This is a genomic window from Shewanella sediminis HAW-EB3, assembly GCF_000018025.1.
GTDB lineage: Bacteria > Pseudomonadota > Gammaproteobacteria > Enterobacterales > Shewanellaceae > Shewanella > Shewanella sediminis.
In genome coordinates this window covers 2,064,809-2,080,306 of the sequence record NC_009831.1, presented here as the reverse complement: position 1 = coordinate 2,080,306, position 15,498 = coordinate 2,064,809, and the positions used below count along the sequence as shown (strand labels likewise).

Genomic DNA, 15,498 nt, shown 5'->3' with positions numbered 1-15,498 from the left:
GACTCGCCTTGAACACCTCCTTTCTGTCACAATTCACACACAAAAATAACAATAAGAATTCAGCCATATAATAATGAAATTCAAGCCCCCCTTCCCCACTCAATTATCGAGCCTGTTACTGGCCGGTATTATCGGCGCTTGCGCTTCTTTTTCCACTTATGCCGGCAGCAGTCACCAGTTCAGCCTCAGCATACCGACACTCGAAGATGGCGCGACCATCGACGGGGATCTCGATGAGGCGCAGTGGCAAGATGCCGCCATCGCCGAGCTAAAATATGAGACCAGTCCCGGGGAGAATATTTTGGCTCCTGTGGGGACGACCGCCAAGATATTTTCGACCAGTGAGAGTCTGTTTATCTCTTTTATTGCCCGCGATCCCGATTCCAGCATCGATGATGATATTATCCGCGCGAATCTCAACGACAGGGACGATACCTGGGGCGACGATCTTGTCGGCATTAAGCTCGATACCTTCAATGACTCGAGGCTGGCTTATCAGTTCTTCGTTAACCCCTATGGTGTGCAGACCGACTCCATCGAGAATGAACTGACCGGTGATGAGAGTGATGCCTGGGATGGGATCTGGTACACCAGTGCCCGCAAGACCGAGCAAGGTTATCAGGTCGAAATAGAGCTGCCACTGAGGCTGTTTAACTTCGACAGTCAGCTGGGGGAGCAAACCTGGGGCGTCGAATTTATCCGCTTCTATCCCAGAGATCAGGTACGAAGATTATCGACCCATCAGATCGACAGAAATAACAGCTGCCAGCTTTGTCAGCTGGGTACAGCGACGGGGCTTGAGGGCCTTAAACCCGGCCAGGATCTCCAGTTGACCCCCTCTTTGGTGTTTAACCGAAACAGTCAGCGGGACGCTGAGCCCGGCGCCGATTGGGACAGTGACAACTCGGTCGAGCCCGGTCTGGATATTCGTTGGGGGATCACCCCGAGCACCCTACTAAGCGCGACCATCAATCCCGATTTTTCGCAGGTCGAGGCCGATGCCGGCCAATTAGATATCAACAGTACCTTTGCGCTGTTTTATCCCGAGAAGCGTGCTTTCTTTCTGGACAATAAAGATTATTTCGACACTCAACTTCAGCTGCTACATACCCGAAATATTGTCTCACCAGATTATGGTCTGAAACTCACCAGCAAGGTCGATAACCATACCTTCGCGGTGATGGCGAGCAATGACACCAAAACCAACTTTCTGATCCCCGGTAACCTGAGCTCTGATATTGCCAGTCTCGATGAGGAGAGTATTAACCTTGCCGGCCGTTACCGGGCAGATATCAGCAATGAACTCTCTATTGGCACCTTAATCACGGCTAAGCGCAGTGACCAGTATCATAACTACCTTGCCAGCGGAGATCTTAAATATCAGCCCACACCACAGGACACCTTCACGGCGCAATATGTGTTCTCCTCGACCCAATATCCGGATGAGCTCTACAGAGAGTTTTGCTCCGGGAGTGATTGTCTGCCGGACAGCAATTGTGAGCTCTCGGACTGCGGCGTCAATGAGCGGGTGTTGCGCACCAAGCAAGAGGGTGAATTCAGTGACAGCTTTTATCACCTCAAGTACAAGCATGAACGCCGAAACTGGTATGCGTTTACCCAGTATGAATCGGCGGGTGATGACTTCAGGGCAGATTTAGGTTTTATCAGTAGAGTCGATGTCAGTAAGTTGGTTGCTGGTGGCGGCTATACCTGGTACCCGCAGGACTCCTCGATTAGCCGTGTCGAACTCGGCGGCGATTGGGATATCAGCCACAATCAGGCGGGAGAGCTGCTGGAGCAGGAGATAGAAGCGAAAGTCGAATTTGAAGGTTCGATGCAGAGCTATACCGCCTTTGGCATCGTGGCCAGAGAGCGTGTGGGTAGACGACACGATAGCTCACAGCTTGCCATCGACGGCAACACCCAGCTATTTAATGAGACCAAGGCCTGGGGTTACAGTAAGATCATTCCAAGTAGAGCCCTGACTCTGGATCTCGACCTCAGCTATGGCGATAACATCGATTTTGCCAATGATCAGCTAGGAACAGAGCTGTTTGTGAATCCAGGTGTGGAGTGGAAGATTTCTGATTCTGTGTCGCTGGACGTCTCACATCTCTACCGTGCATTAGATGTCGACGATGGCCGACTCTTCACCGCTAACCTGAGTGACGTTCGCCTGAACTGGCACATCAATCTGCGTAACTTTATCCGAATATCCAGCATCTACACCCATATCGAGAGAGAGCCTTCGCTTTACCTCTATAGCTCACCGGATGCAAAAGAGCAGCAACTGGGTAATGAGGTGTTATACGGGTATAAACTCAATCCCCAGAGTGTATTTTATTTAGGCTATTCAGACGGTTTAAACCGTGATGATGAGATCGATGCATTGACCCGCACCGAACAGACCTACTTTATGAAGTTGAGTTACGCCTGGTTATTGTAAAGCTTGTCAATAAAGCAGCCTTGAGCGATAAAAACTGTCTTGAGCGAAAAACAGCCTTGGACGATAACGCTTCGCCCCCCTGTTTCAAGATGGCTTCGGGGCAGCTTCTTCATTAAACTAAGCGGCACAGCCCGGCTTGATAGATAAGCTGGGCTATGGTTTTCGCCCCCAAGACCTGCTTTAGCAGGCTGATGTGATAGTCCACGCCCCGCATCGTGAGCTTGAGCTTTCGGGACACATCCTCCCTGTCCTCCCCCGATGCCAGATAGCTAAGCACCATGGCCGAAACCGGCGTCACTATGTTGTAATCCACTAAGGGATTAATCTTGTCGCCGTAATTGATCACTATGTTCATCTGCAGCTCCATCAGATGTTTTTCGATATCGTCCATCCGCTCCAGCAACGCCTCGAGTTGTTCCTGACAGTCCAGCAACAACATAAATCGCCCCGACAACTTTGGGGAAAAGAGGCAAGGTAAAGAGATAGTCACCAGACTTGCCACCCCGGATTGTTCGATGCAAAGCTGCAACCTCGATGGCATCTTGCTTTTGGGCCACACATATACTGGCAGGGAGAAAAGCCTGGTGACCTCTTCGGTCATCTTATTGTAATAAAATGCCTTCTTGCGCCATAAACTGAGCGCCTTGGCTGAACTTGCAAACAGCTGCCTGCGTTTCTCGAACAGCTTCATCATTTTAACGCCGCTTTTTATGCGACAGCGCCAGTCATCCGGGCTATTGATATCATAGCAATAGCAGATATCACCCACGCCAAGATGATCCCGACTCTTTCTAAGCAGATCGGTTAATCCGTGTTCCAGTGATATCCGGGTCACGAGCCTCTCCTAGTGGATGGTTGGTCATAGAATGCCTCTTTAATACTCAACTGATGAAAACGGCCAAAAGATAGAAATCTTTAGCCGCAATCTTACGAGATCACACTCTTCTATTAGGCTGAATAAACTTCTGCCAGCTCATGACAAACAACACCAGGGCCGGCAGGCCGAATGAGATCAATCCCATTGCGCCCGATTGCGGCTCCCCCTCGGCAAACGAGCCCCAGGACCAGCCGATACAGATCCAGGCAAAACCAAAGGATGAAAATAAGCCCAAATTAGCTTTCCAGCCGAGTTGATAGCGACCTCGCAGGCAGAGAAAACCCCAGAGGGCAGCCGTCGTGCCCATCCCCATCAAAAACCACATTAAACCCATCATATGTTTTCTTCCTTAGGTGAAATCACCGCTAAAACCACTACGCCAGAATTTCTTGACCGCCTTCTCATCGTTGACATTGCCATAGCCAAACAGGATATCGGCTTGCTTCATCATGCTATGCACGGCGCCGCCGGTGAAGGTGTTGGAACCGTCGATCAGTCTGTGATGCCAGAAGTCAGGCTTGTTCCAGGGACAGGAGCTAATACAGGCACCGCAATCACCGCCGTTATCAGACCAGAACTTGAAACATTTCTTGGCATCGTTATGAAATTTGCGTATGCCTGGCTGGCCCTGCCAGTTGTAATCCGGGTCATCATGTCCTGGGAGTGTGGATCCCATAGAAGGTTTATCATCCATGCTGATAGCCTTGCCCGGACATGACTCGGCGCAACGCTTGCAATTTTCACAGAATGACAAGATGCCGAAGTCCCGCGGCTTGTCATAGGCGGCGTCATCGAGCTCAAGATTGGTATAAACCTTGGAAATACGCACTCTTGGGCCTAGGCCAGGCGCAATTATCTGACCATTACGCGCTCCCTCACCGAGTCCGGCGGAAATTGCATAGGCAACCGAGTTCCCTAAGTCATTACCGGAACCGACGGCCGGGTAACCAAGCCTTCGCAGGAACTTAGCCATAGCGCCGGCCTGCAAGGTATTATGGCTATAACCCATGGCCGCAGTAGCTGATGCCGGGATCATCGGAGCACAAGCCATTGCCTCATAGTCCATATCGGTTAGCATCACGATGACCGATTTAGGCTCGAACGGAAAATCCTCTTCCCAGCTAAGGGTTTTTTCTTGAATGGCATCATAGAGAGGGTCATAGTTCCAACGCTTGTCAGGCCGGCAAATACCCACTCTGACGGCGCCGAATGTTTTGGCCGCTGTCTTAATCGCGCTGATCATCTCTACCGAATCTTCAAACGGGTACTTATGATCTACGACATCGGACTGATCCCAGCCGAACATCCCTTGATTGGGGAAACCGAATGCCTGCATCGGCGCCATCCGGTTCATACCTTCCCAGCATGCTTCTTCGAGGGCATAATCCAGTTGGGTATAGCCAACCTTGGTATTATCGGCTCGCTCGGGTGCAGTAAGGAAATTCTGACAGTGCTGCTGGAAATTAAACGCTTTTTCGCCCGGCTTAATCGGACCCTCACTATCCAAACTAAAACTCAGGTTACGCTCTGGATGCTTTGCGGCCAATGCCGGACTGCAGGCAAAGGTAAGCAGCACATCGCGCTGATCTTTGGGTTTTAATTCAGGCGAAATTTCAACTGGATAGCCATCTTGCTCGACACCTTCAACTTTTTGTTTTATCCAAGTTCCTGCTCCTGCCACGACGCCGACACCGGCTATGGTGCCTGCACCGATTTTTAATAGCTGACGCCGACTCTCGTCGACGGCTTGTTTCTCTTGTTCGCTCATACTTATCCCTACATCTTTGAGAGTTGGTCGAAACCAAAAAACGGTTAATGTTGAGATAAATTGTATAGAGGCCATGGATCTTAATGTAGCGCAATATTCTGGAAGCACCTTCTCAAAAACTGCACAGTATAATTTCCTCTTTCAAGATATCTCTCACAAATACATATAAGAAAGTCATGCATCATCTCAAACACTTGAAGTTACGTTAGGAGAAAAACATATACCTTAATAAACAGCGCTGAGAAATGGATTATAAAATAACAATAAAATGAATGCGGATTTAAATTGTAAACCCATGAGCTTACGGTAAATAAATGACAGAGCATGATCTCTACAAGTTAAAAACTTTAATCTCATCAAACTAGACAGAACCCAACCAGGACAATAGGAATCAGGCCAATATAACTAACAACCAACAATCAAGAGTTAATAACTAACAGTAAAAACATTAAATACTTTTAAATGCCGCCATAAAATCACAATGATTTTATTCACAGTGGCAGTCAAGTCATGGACTTTAAATATTTCTAAAAACATTCTAACCAGGAGAGATAAATTGAAAAACTATAAACGTTCGCTGCTGTGCCTAGCCGGAATAACCGGTCTTGTTTTGAATGCCTCTGCCGCCGTTGCGGCGACCTCGGGCTCCCATTACCCATTGGGAGGAGAAGGCGTCGCCGCTGGTTCTCCGCCACCACCCGGCTTGCACTACCGTATGTACAACACCTGGTACAACGCCGATACCCTGACTGATAATAATGGCGATGATGTCGGCTTGGATTTTGATCTGAGCGCTTATGCTCAGATACATAGATTTGTTCATATAACAGAAAAGAAAATCTGGGGTGCAAACTGGGGCTATAACGTCCTTATTCCTATGGTGAGCAAAGACATCTCGATTGATCCCATTGGCGTCGATGACAACACATCTTTCGCGTTAGGCGATGTGATTCTGGAACCTCTGGCCCTGTTCTGGTACCGCGAACGTTATGATGCCATTCTGACATTGGCACTGATTGCACCCACTGGTGACTATGACTTTAGTGATGCGGCCTCACCCGGTTTAGGATACTGGTCTGGTATGTTGACCGCCGGCGGAACTTATTATCTGGATACTGAGAAATCCTGGACCATCAGTGCACTGACCCGCACACTGGTTCACACTGAGCAGGATGATACCCATGTTCGTCCGGGAGCCGAATTTACCATCGAAGGGGGTATAGGCAAGCAATTTATGGTCGACAACCAGTGGTTGGTTCGTCCCGGAATTAATTATTGCGCCACATGGCAGATTAGCGATGACAGCCAAGATGGTCCTGGAACCATTGCCGATGAACGTAAGGAAGCCTATGGCGTTGGTGCTGAGCTCAACATGCTGTATTTACCTTGGTTGCTGCAGGGTAACTTGCGCTATGTGCATGAGTTTGGTGCCAAAAACACCGCAGAAGGTTCTTCGTTCGTCTTTACCCTGACCAAATCGTTTTAGCCCCTAGCGTTTATCGGCATGGTATCAGCTTTCAAACCTGATACCACGCCACTACTGCATTTGCGACAGTTCCTGTTGAAAGAATTCCAACACCAGACGTACTCTGTGTGGCAGATAATGACGACTGGAGTAGAGTCCCCAAATGTCCACATCACAGGTAAACTTGTCACCAAAAACCTGTTGCAATCGCCCCTCATTGAGGTATTTCTGGCACATAGCCGGCGGCACCCAAGCCACTCCAGCGCCGTTAACGGCGGCGGTAATACACAGTTCGTTGGTTTCCGATTCCAGCGGACCATCTACCTCTACGCTATGGGACTGTTGCTGTTCACTCCACAACCAAATATTGGCAGGCTGCGCCCCTTTTGCCGAAAGCAGGCAAGGATAATCGCCCAGCTGGCTGGGATGAGTAAGATGTGGGTGTTTGGCAATAAAATCCGGACTAGCGATAAAACTTCGTTTTATCGATGTGAGTTTATGGCCAATAAATGAGCTGTCAGGCGGATTTCCATGACAAACAAACAGTACAAGATCGGCCTTCACATCCATTGGGTTTTGTCTGCTCTGATAGGAGATGAATCTCATTCTTAACTTTGGATGGCGCTGATGAAAGTCATTCAGTGCATCGCTGCAGGCTAGGTTGATAAAGTCCAGTGGAGCGGCGATGGTTACAGCACCTTCTGGCTTCAACTGTAACTGGCCCACACTCAGCTCCAGCGCTTCAACTGCGGCAAGAATGTCTTTGCTCCTTTCCAGCAATTCAATACCCGCTTCGGTCAGTGCCAGACTGCGAGTAGTTCGGTCCAGCAACCGGGTGCCAAGATGCTCCTCTAAATGGCAAATGTTGCGGCTAATTGTTGAGACAGGAATACCCAAGGCTCTCGCCGCCGCACTCTGGCTTTGATATTCGACAACCTTATTAAATAGTGCAAGATCTTCGGTTTTCATGGCAGCAATTGGCTTAGCGGTTAAAAATAAGTGTGGGTATTATCAAGATTTGTGTTCATAAATAACATGACCTGACTCAGGCTTTACTCGATTAAAAATATCATTTTTCTATTACCGGATATAAATCACAGGAGTTCATACCAAACCAGCATCATTACCATCAAGCCCCAAACACTTTTAATTCGACCACGAGCTACTCCAACGTATTAAAAATATAGAATGTCATATTGCCTGATAACAACCTGAGCTAGCATTAATTAAATTCAGGAAAAACAGTATAACAACATTGTCGATATAATTAGAGTAAGTGATGATTCGAACCCAATAAGTCCCTCACCTGATAAGAGTTGTATAGATGAATTCTGTATTTATCACTTTATGTAGGGACATCAATTATCTGATACTTTTATCTTTAGTATGTGTAATCAATACCAAACCTAAATAGACTGTAAATAATAAAATATAAAACACAGTAAGAATTTATCTTACTGAGCCTGAAAGATATCCTATGAATTAAGCCAAGAAGATAACAACGCCAGACAGTATCAGAGTTAGCATAGCAGGAACGCCGTCTTTCCAGGTGTCGAAACGCAGATGAAAGAAGATGGCTCCCAGAGATGTCGCCAATAACAGTGCAGCCCCCAGAACTCCTAATATACTGCTCTGTAACCAGATGCTTGTTGCCCCAATCAACTCGACGACTCCGACTACAGCCATGATCTGACGGTTTAGCCCGTAGGAGTGAAAAAACTCAAGCTGTTTTTCGAAGATCATCTTCTGCCAGCCAAGCAGCTTAATTGAGCCTGCGAAGATGAAAAAAACCGAGAGCAGACCGATGATCACTGTTACTAAGGTATCCATTATTTCTCCACCTGAATGCGACACAAATAGCCATAGGTATTATTCAAAACTTCAAGACAGTCCGATAGTTCAACAAAGGCTGCCGCACTCGCTTCATTTATTCCATTCAGGCAACGCATCGCGGTACAGGTAGTATGTTCCGTTTGTGTATGTTGTACCGCCATATCTCTGCCAAATCCGCTATTGGTGCCAGTGTTCAAAATATTCATATTGCTCTTTCTACTCTTGAGGAAAAATGCCTTGGAGGTTGAAAGTAGCTTAACTTCCAAGCATTATTAATTAAAATGATTACGACTAATAAATACTATGAATGAAAATAATTTAGCTAAGGTCGATCTTAATCTACTGAAATCTTTACGCGCGCTTATAGAAGAGCGTCATGTCGGACGAGCAGCACAAAAAATGAACGTCAGCCAGTCTGCGATGAGTCATACCCTTGCAAGATTGAGAGGGGTATTTGACGATTCACTTTTTATCAGAAATGCCAAAGGGTTAGAGCCTACAGCACGGGCTATCGAACTCTCAGATAAGCTAAGGTTCATTCTCAGAGAGATAGATAGTTTACTTGCCCCCAAAACATTAGAGCTTTCACACATTCACGCCCATTTCCGTATTCAGACCCACGACTTTATTCTTGCATCTTATCTTTCGAAGGCATTTAAAAGAATCAACCACGAAGCGCCGAATATTCTGATAGATATAAAAATATTAGATGAAACGGCCTACGATAAGTTAGATGATGGAGAGCTGGAGATGATTATCGGTGCAGGGTTACAGGCTAAACCCAGATTTATGCAAAAACGTCTTACGGATGAGAATTTAGTTTGTTTACTCGATAAGGGTAATCCGGTATTAAAAAACTGGACACCTGAAACCATTTTTCGATACCCCCACATTAAGTCAAGCCTGCTCGATGATCGGGACGATCCGGTTAGCAAATACGGAAAAGCGATGGGCTTACCCAAGCGTAAGATAGGCTTCTTAGCCGAGACCCTCAATTTTCAGCTGCCACTACTGTCCGACTCAGATTTAATCGCATTCTTACCCGATTCTATCGCAAAGAAAGGGAGCCAAGTCTATGGTTTAGTGGTAAAAGAGTGTCCATTTCCTCTACCACCTCTCACCATTCGCGCAATGTGGCATGAAAGGCATCAAAACGATGTCGTTCATCAGTGGATCCGTGAGAAAATCGAAGATGTGTTCACCGATGCCACTTCATGAATTCTACTCATGATCTGACTCGATACAGACGAGATTTCGACCCGCTTCTTTAGCATCATACAGGGCTTTGTCGGCGCGCTGGATAAGGGTATCTAAGCTCTCTTCGCTCTCATCATCGCTAAGAGACGCGATTCCTGCGCTGACGGTTACTGACAACTCTCCCCTACTGGTTGATATTGGTTTACTTTCCAGTTGAGAGCGAAACTTATCCATCAAAGCAAAGGACTTCACTTCATTCAGTCCTCTGAATGCGACAATAAACTCCTCTCCGCCAAAACGGGAAACGGTAAAATGTTGACCAAAAGAACGTTTTAACCGTGCGGCGAACTCCACCAAGACCTCGTCACCCACATCATGACCATAGGTGTCATTCACTCCCTTAAACAGATCGATATCGAGCAGAGCCAACGTCAAGGCCCCTCTTTTTTGTTTTTTCAGTATGATCAGCTCTTCATACTGACTAAAGAAATAGCGGCGGTTGTACACTCCGGTAAGATAATCGAGATTTGCCTGATCCCAGAGTTTACGGATCATATCCAGTGAATCTAAGGTGTTGAGCACACGACAGTGAAACTCTTCATGCACAAACGGCTTCTGCAGAAAGTCATTTGCCCCGTTTTTTATAAACCGGGCCGAGAGACTCTCGTCATCGTCACTGGAGAGGCCGATAATGGCGAGCTCCTCTCGACTGAATTTCTCTCTGACCTTTAAAATAAGACCAAAACCGTCCAGGCCCGGCATATTATAATCGGTGATCAATAGTTGAATATCCGGCTGATTTTGCAAGACCTCCCAGGCTGAGTTCCCATCATCGGCCTCTACCACCTGATAAAGATGCTGCTCGAGTAAGCTTCTGACAAATTTTCGACTGACCACTGAATCATCGGCGACCAACACCTTGACGGTTTGATTACGCTGAAGTCTATCGACCAGTCTCACCACATATTCATAGCTGAAACGGTTTTCTTTTAAAATATAATCGACGATACCCAACTGTAATAAACGCTTACGTTGCTGTGCATCTAAACTTCCGGTCAGTACTATGCAAGGAGTCTGCTTGGAAAGCACGAGCTTAACGATCTCACCTTCATTTGCATCGGGTAGGTTTAGATCTGTAATCGCGACAAAATACTCTTTTTGTTCTAATAGTTGTTTAGCACTGGCCAGATCTTCTGCGAAATCGACATCGCAGCCCAACTCCTGAGCGATAAGATGCTGTAAAATACGGGACACAACTTTACTGTCCTCAACCACTAAAATACGCAATCTTCTCTCCTAAATATTACAACGTTCAGATATAAACTGAACTTCATCACAGAGCCTTTACTTTGAGAAAGACAACTTATCTCAGATTTCATGAAACCGTTGCTAATCATTGCCTAATAACACTGCACTGATTTAAAACATCCCTATTTCAGACCGTTTTTTTAATCGGTTTATTGCATCAGCGCAAACGCAATAGTTTTCCCGACTACTGACTCTTAACCATAGAGCTTATCTTTCCAATCGACAACTCTGCTCCTGAAAGCAGCCATATAAACGTCTCGAATGGTTCTTAGTCTGCACTCAGTCAGTATGTTTCTGGTTAAATAATGGCTCTATATAGGAAAGTGTCACCATAGACTCATCCTTTTCTTTGGTAAGATCGACCACCACGGTAGCTGAGATCTTATCTTGTATGGCCTGCCTGTTGGCATCCCAATAGATCTGCAAGAAACCCAACAGTCCGGTAGCGAACCCTGCGCCATAGCCACCATATCGACCGAAAGCGTCCCACAAGGAGAGCCCGGTACCATCGAGTTGGATCACCCGAATACGGAATAACTTCTTGCCTAAGGTCTGCCCATCAAACCAGGCGGTAAACACAGTAAAATAAAATGCTGCCCACCCAAACCCTAAACCCAGATCATTTAAAATGCCTTTAGCCCAAGAGATGAGACTGTATTCTCCTTCAGCGTCATCTTCATCCAGCTTTTCAAGATGCGACTCGCCCTCCTCAGTTTGTTTCGCGATCCCGGTCAATGGGTAGGTTAACGCTTCTTCTGTATCAACAGGCTCCATTGATACAGGCTCCTCGTCTGTGAGAGGTTTCACAGCTTCATCCGGATGGATCCCGCTCATATCACTCTTTTGTTGAACGTCTTCTTGTTGAATGCCTTGTTCAACATCGGGTTCGACTTCTTGTTCGATAGTCTGTTCTGGATAGGCCTGGCTTATATCACGCTGCAGTTGCCCTTTCTCATCATCGGTTAGCGCCAACTCCTTGATAGCGCCGATGAGTATCGCCTTCTGTTCCGCTTCAGCCAGATTAGTCTGTTTAAGCACCTTAATTAAAGCGTCTAACTCCGTTTGTGCACAGCTCAGCTCTTCACACATACTGAATCTGATGATCTCAGGCAGATAACCTATTACCTCACCAACGGAGGGGGCCGTTATATAACTTTCTGACTCCTGAGTTTGTCCATCTGAACTGGTAGAGACCAGGTTCTCAAACGTCACCCACAGCATCATCACAAACATCGACAGATACAATCCCCACTTCAACACTTTGCCAAGCTCATGGCTTTTTCTCTGTATCAGTAGAGTTAACCCCACCAGCAGGATAAACACCCAACCCGCCTGCTCAGCCAAAACAGAGATCAACAGTCCGTCGACGGCCATTGCCATTCCGCGTTTAAGTGGAGAGGCCAAAGGGGTATAGAGCACCTGAGGAGCGATCTCAAATGCGAAGGGAGTCACCATTGTTTTTGGATCTGTCTCTTTAATCGTCTTAGTCATATCAAGCCGTTATCTTTTATTTTTGATTATTAACAGGTTAATTTACACACTGAGGGACTAACGGTTTTATCCAAAATGCTCTATATTCAACTATCAAGCTTTAGGTACTCATTCGCGTCAGAATAGTGCTTACAGACAAGAGGTTAACACTTTTGTCACATCCTTCACCCATGGTTTGTTAATAAAAATGAGTTTATTAATAACTAAATGGAATAACGAAGAACAAACAATCACTTCTAAAGCCGCTAAAGGCGATTATTATTTACTTACTAAATTGATTGGAGCAAGCAAGCCATGAGCAACATTTTCGAAGATAATTCTTATACCATTGGTAACACCCCTCTTGTTCGTCTAAAGCGCGTTAGTAAAGGTAATGTTTTAGCCAAAGTAGAAGCCAGAAATCCAAGTTTTAGCGTCAAGTGCCGTATCGGTGCCAATATGATTTGGGATGCTGAGAAAAAAGGCCTGCTTACTTCAGACAGAGAGATAATTGAGCCAACATCGGGTAATACCGGTATCGCTCTGGCTTATGTCGCTGCAGCCCGTGGTTACAAGCTAACACTCACCATGCCAAATACCATGAGCCTCGAGCGTCGTAAGCTTCTAAAAGCACTCGGCGCCAATTTAGTGCTGACCGAAGGTGCTAAGGGGATGAAAGGCGCTATCGATAAGGCGGAAGAGATCCGTCAATCGGCACCAGAGAAGTATCTGCTTCTACAGCAGTTCGATAATCCGGCTAACCCCGAGATCCATGAGAAAACCACTGGGCCAGAGATTTGGAACGATACCGACGGTGAAGTGGATGTGGTTGTCGCAGGCGTTGGTACCGGTGGTACTATCACAGGCGTTAGTCGTTACATAAAAAATACCCAAGGAAAGGCCATCACTTCGGTTGCCGTTGAGCCAGCAGACTCGCCAGTTATCCAGCAGACATTGTCTGGCCAAGCACTTCAACCCGGTCCTCACAAGATCCAGGGAATTGGTGCAGGATTTATCCCGGGTAACCTGGATCTCGAGATGATTGATCGCGTAGAAGCCGTTACGAACGAAGAGTCTATCGAGATGGCTCAACGTATCATGAAAGAGGAAGGTATTCTGGTTGGTATCTCATCGGGTGCGGCCGTTGTAGCGGCAAATAGAATTGCTGAGCTACCTGAGTTTGAAGGAAAGAACATCGTTGTTATTCTTCCTTCAGCTGCTGAGCGTTACCTCTCTTCAGTGCTTTTCCAGGGTGAGTTCAGCGACGCTGAGAATATCCAGTAGAGTATTTTGTACTAAGCTGTGAAGTTTAATGCTTTAACGAGTAAAACCCGAATCTGATTCGGGTTTTATTTTTTGGGCTTGCTGATGATTTCATCCTCTTGGGATAAGCGTGGTCATATACCCAAGCCACTTCAAAATGCTCGTTTCAGAGCTCCCGTAGGATAGCAGAACAAGGCAGTGATTGAAGAGAATGGTAAGTCCCTTTTCAATATCACTAACGCAGTGCGGATATTCTACGGGAACTCCCGAAGGGCAAGGCGAGAAGCAACATGTTTCTGCGTTATGAAATATTGAATTAGAATGACTAGTCCAGCTATTTCATGCCTTGAACTCTGTCACTTTTCGACATGCTGAATCCTGCATTTCGAGGTCGTTTGGGTATATACCAACCGGTACTATTCTATAGCATTAATAATATTGTGCACTGTAGAGGTCACGATATGCTCTAACTGCTGATCATCTTCATCAGCCCCCTCTATCAGAACATATTTATATTCCAGGTATTTGATCAAGGCCAATAACTGATGGGCATCGGCCATTGAGGTTTTCGACCCCAGCAATTCAAAAAATCGCTCAATCGTCGACAGGAAAGAGTCATCTAAGCGTTTAATCGCATCGGCCAATTGCGCATTTCTCAGGGCCTCCTCGTGGAACGCCAACTCTAAGATACGTTTATCGCGATGGCAGATCTGTTCACGAATATGTTCACTGATAAATTGAGCTAAATTGTCTATCAATAAATCGCTATTTTTGTCCTTTTTGGCCAGTCCATCGAGCTCTTTGAGTAACTCAAAGCTGCGATTTTCAAGCTCCTCATTCATCCATAATGTTTTTTCAGCAAAATAGGTTAACGAATCACTGATCAGATCTTTAATGTCTTTAAAGTAGTAAGTCGTCGACGCCAGTGGCACATCGGCCTCCTTGGCTACGGCACGATGCCGAACACCGCGGATCCCATCTCTAACTATCAACCTTAACGTCGCTTCGAGTATGACTAGCCTTCTGGCTTCACCATCACTACGGCTCGTCTGCCGTCCAACATAGGTCAATGGGTGTGTCATAATTAATCCTTTTCGCTGATTGCGATAACTTGTGGCTTCTCCCCCGAGAAGCTACAACATCTCTAACAAAATGTAACACTAAGCAACACTATTATATCCATAAACATGCCTTTTGATTTCATTACTTCTCACTTTTTATCCAACAAATGAATAAATTCCGTCTAATCTTATAAATGAAGGCTTAATAAATTAAATGAGCGACATCAATTATCTTAAGTACTTAGCGCATAAAATGACTGTGGTATGACGGGCAAATTCGTTAATTGCATTCAAGGAGTGAGATATGGAATCGATAAAAATTGCAGATTACATGAGCAAGCGTCCTGTTATTTTTACCGCCAACATGCCGATTGCACAGGCGGTTGAACTCTTTTTACAGGCAGGTCAAATTGGCGGTCCCGTTGTAGATGAAAACAAGCATGTTATAGGTTTTATATCCGAACAGGATTGTCTGATAAAGATGCTGGAAGCCACCTACCTTAATGAAAACCATTATACAGTGGGTGATGTCATGCATAGTGAACCACTAACCGCACGTCCGGAAGGCTCCGTTTTCGATCTGGCTCAGATCATGACTAGTGCCAAGCCGAAAATCTTCCCGGTGATTGACGAAAACGATCAACTCATCGGTATTATCACCCGCTCAGATGTACTGAGAGCCATCGATGATCAACTCAGGGCTATGTATAAGCAAGGCCATGAACGGCTGGTGTAAACTAAAAATGATCTAAACAGAGCATTCATATTGAGAACTGGTCACAGGAACTTTCATCTTTGGAAATGAAAGTT

General features: G+C 46.1%; 14 protein-coding genes. 5 read left to right on the top strand and 9 right to left on the bottom strand.

Translation table 11 applies throughout. The features are described 5' to 3' along the window. Window positions 1–73 precede the first annotated feature (73 nt). Complete coding sequence (locus tag SSED_RS08950) at window positions 74–2,446, top strand: carbohydrate binding family 9 domain-containing protein (protein ID WP_012142079.1); 2,373 nt, start codon at window positions 74–76, stop codon at window positions 2,444–2,446. 112 nt (window positions 2,447–2,558) lie between these two features. Here SSED_RS08950 and SSED_RS23615 read toward each other — a convergent pair whose 3' ends face one another. The 3 genes from SSED_RS23615 to SSED_RS08935 form a co-directional block, all read right to left on the bottom strand. Then, the gene (locus SSED_RS23615) at window positions 2,559–3,281 is read right to left on the bottom strand and encodes a helix-turn-helix transcriptional regulator (RefSeq protein WP_012142078.1); all 723 of its coding nucleotides are present in this window, start codon (window positions 3,279–3,281) and stop codon (window positions 2,559–2,561) included. Between the two features lie 100 nt (window positions 3,282–3,381). Further along, window positions 3,382–3,660: a VcrB family reductive dehalogenase putative membrane anchor gene (locus SSED_RS08940; RefSeq protein WP_041421604.1), complete on the bottom strand. Its 279-nt coding sequence runs from the start codon at window positions 3,658–3,660 to the stop codon at window positions 3,382–3,384. Between the two features lie 12 nt (window positions 3,661–3,672). Further along, on the bottom strand, window positions 3,673–5,091 hold the full coding sequence (locus SSED_RS08935) for a reductive dehalogenase (RefSeq protein WP_012142076.1): 1,419 nt from the start codon (window positions 5,089–5,091) through the stop codon (window positions 3,673–3,675). 556 nt (window positions 5,092–5,647) lie between these two features. Here SSED_RS08935 and SSED_RS08930 point away from each other — a divergent pair. After that, complete coding sequence (locus tag SSED_RS08930) at window positions 5,648–6,577, top strand: SphA family protein (protein WP_223295963.1); 930 nt, start codon at window positions 5,648–5,650, stop codon at window positions 6,575–6,577. A gap of 51 nt (window positions 6,578–6,628) precedes the next feature. Here the strand turns inward: SSED_RS08930 and SSED_RS08925 are convergent, their stop codons facing one another. The 3 genes from SSED_RS08925 to SSED_RS08915 all read right to left on the bottom strand — a co-directional run bounded on the left by SSED_RS08925 (window position 6,629) and on the right by SSED_RS08915 (window position 8,595). After that, entirely contained in the window at window positions 6,629–7,525 is an 897-nt protein-coding gene (locus tag SSED_RS08925; protein WP_012142074.1) for a LysR family transcriptional regulator, read from the bottom strand. 513 nt (window positions 7,526–8,038) lie between these two features. Then, complete coding sequence (locus tag SSED_RS08920; RefSeq protein WP_012142073.1) at window positions 8,039–8,386, bottom strand: DoxX family protein; 348 nt, start codon at window positions 8,384–8,386, stop codon at window positions 8,039–8,041. Continuing rightward, entirely contained in the window at window positions 8,386–8,595 is a 210-nt protein-coding gene (locus tag SSED_RS08915; RefSeq protein ID WP_041421603.1) for a hypothetical protein, read from the bottom strand. The genes SSED_RS08920 and SSED_RS08915 overlap by 1 nt, the downstream gene beginning before the upstream one ends. A 97-nt stretch (window positions 8,596–8,692) precedes the next feature. Between SSED_RS08915 and SSED_RS08910 the strand changes: the two genes are divergently transcribed. Next, window positions 8,693–9,607 carry a LysR family transcriptional regulator gene (locus SSED_RS08910; protein WP_012142071.1) on the top strand — a complete coding sequence of 305 codons (915 nt, stop codon included), beginning with the start codon at window positions 8,693–8,695 and terminating at the stop codon, window positions 9,605–9,607. A 3-nt stretch (window positions 9,608–9,610) separates the two neighbouring features. Here SSED_RS08910 and SSED_RS08905 read toward each other — a convergent pair whose 3' ends face one another. Next, on the bottom strand, window positions 9,611–10,873 hold the full coding sequence (locus tag SSED_RS08905) for a response regulator (protein WP_012142070.1): 1,263 nt from the start codon (window positions 10,871–10,873) through the stop codon (window positions 9,611–9,613). A 300-nt stretch (window positions 10,874–11,173) separates the two neighbouring features. After that, window positions 11,174–12,385: an RDD family protein gene (locus SSED_RS08900; protein ID WP_012142069.1), complete on the bottom strand. Its 1,212-nt coding sequence runs from the start codon at window positions 12,383–12,385 to the stop codon at window positions 11,174–11,176. A 294-nt stretch (window positions 12,386–12,679) separates the two neighbouring features. Here SSED_RS08900 and cysK point away from each other — a divergent pair, with 294 nt between their 5' ends. Further along, window positions 12,680–13,648 (top strand): cysteine synthase A, encoded by a 969-nt coding sequence (gene cysK, locus SSED_RS08895; RefSeq protein ID WP_012142068.1) that lies wholly within the window; start codon window positions 12,680–12,682, stop codon window positions 13,646–13,648. 395 nt (window positions 13,649–14,043) lie between these two features. Here the strand turns inward: cysK and SSED_RS08890 are convergent, their stop codons facing one another. Continuing rightward, a complete protein-coding gene (locus tag SSED_RS08890) occupies window positions 14,044–14,709 on the bottom strand; it encodes a TetR/AcrR family transcriptional regulator (protein WP_012142067.1) in 666 nt (221 codons plus the stop codon). Window positions 14,710–14,992: 283 nt separating this feature from the next. On the opposite strand from SSED_RS08890, the gene SSED_RS08885 reads away from it, so the two are divergent. Continuing rightward, a complete protein-coding gene (locus tag SSED_RS08885; RefSeq protein ID WP_012142066.1) occupies window positions 14,993–15,424 on the top strand; it encodes a CBS domain-containing protein in 432 nt (143 codons plus the stop codon). The last annotated feature ends 74 nt before the right edge of the window (window positions 15,425–15,498 follow it).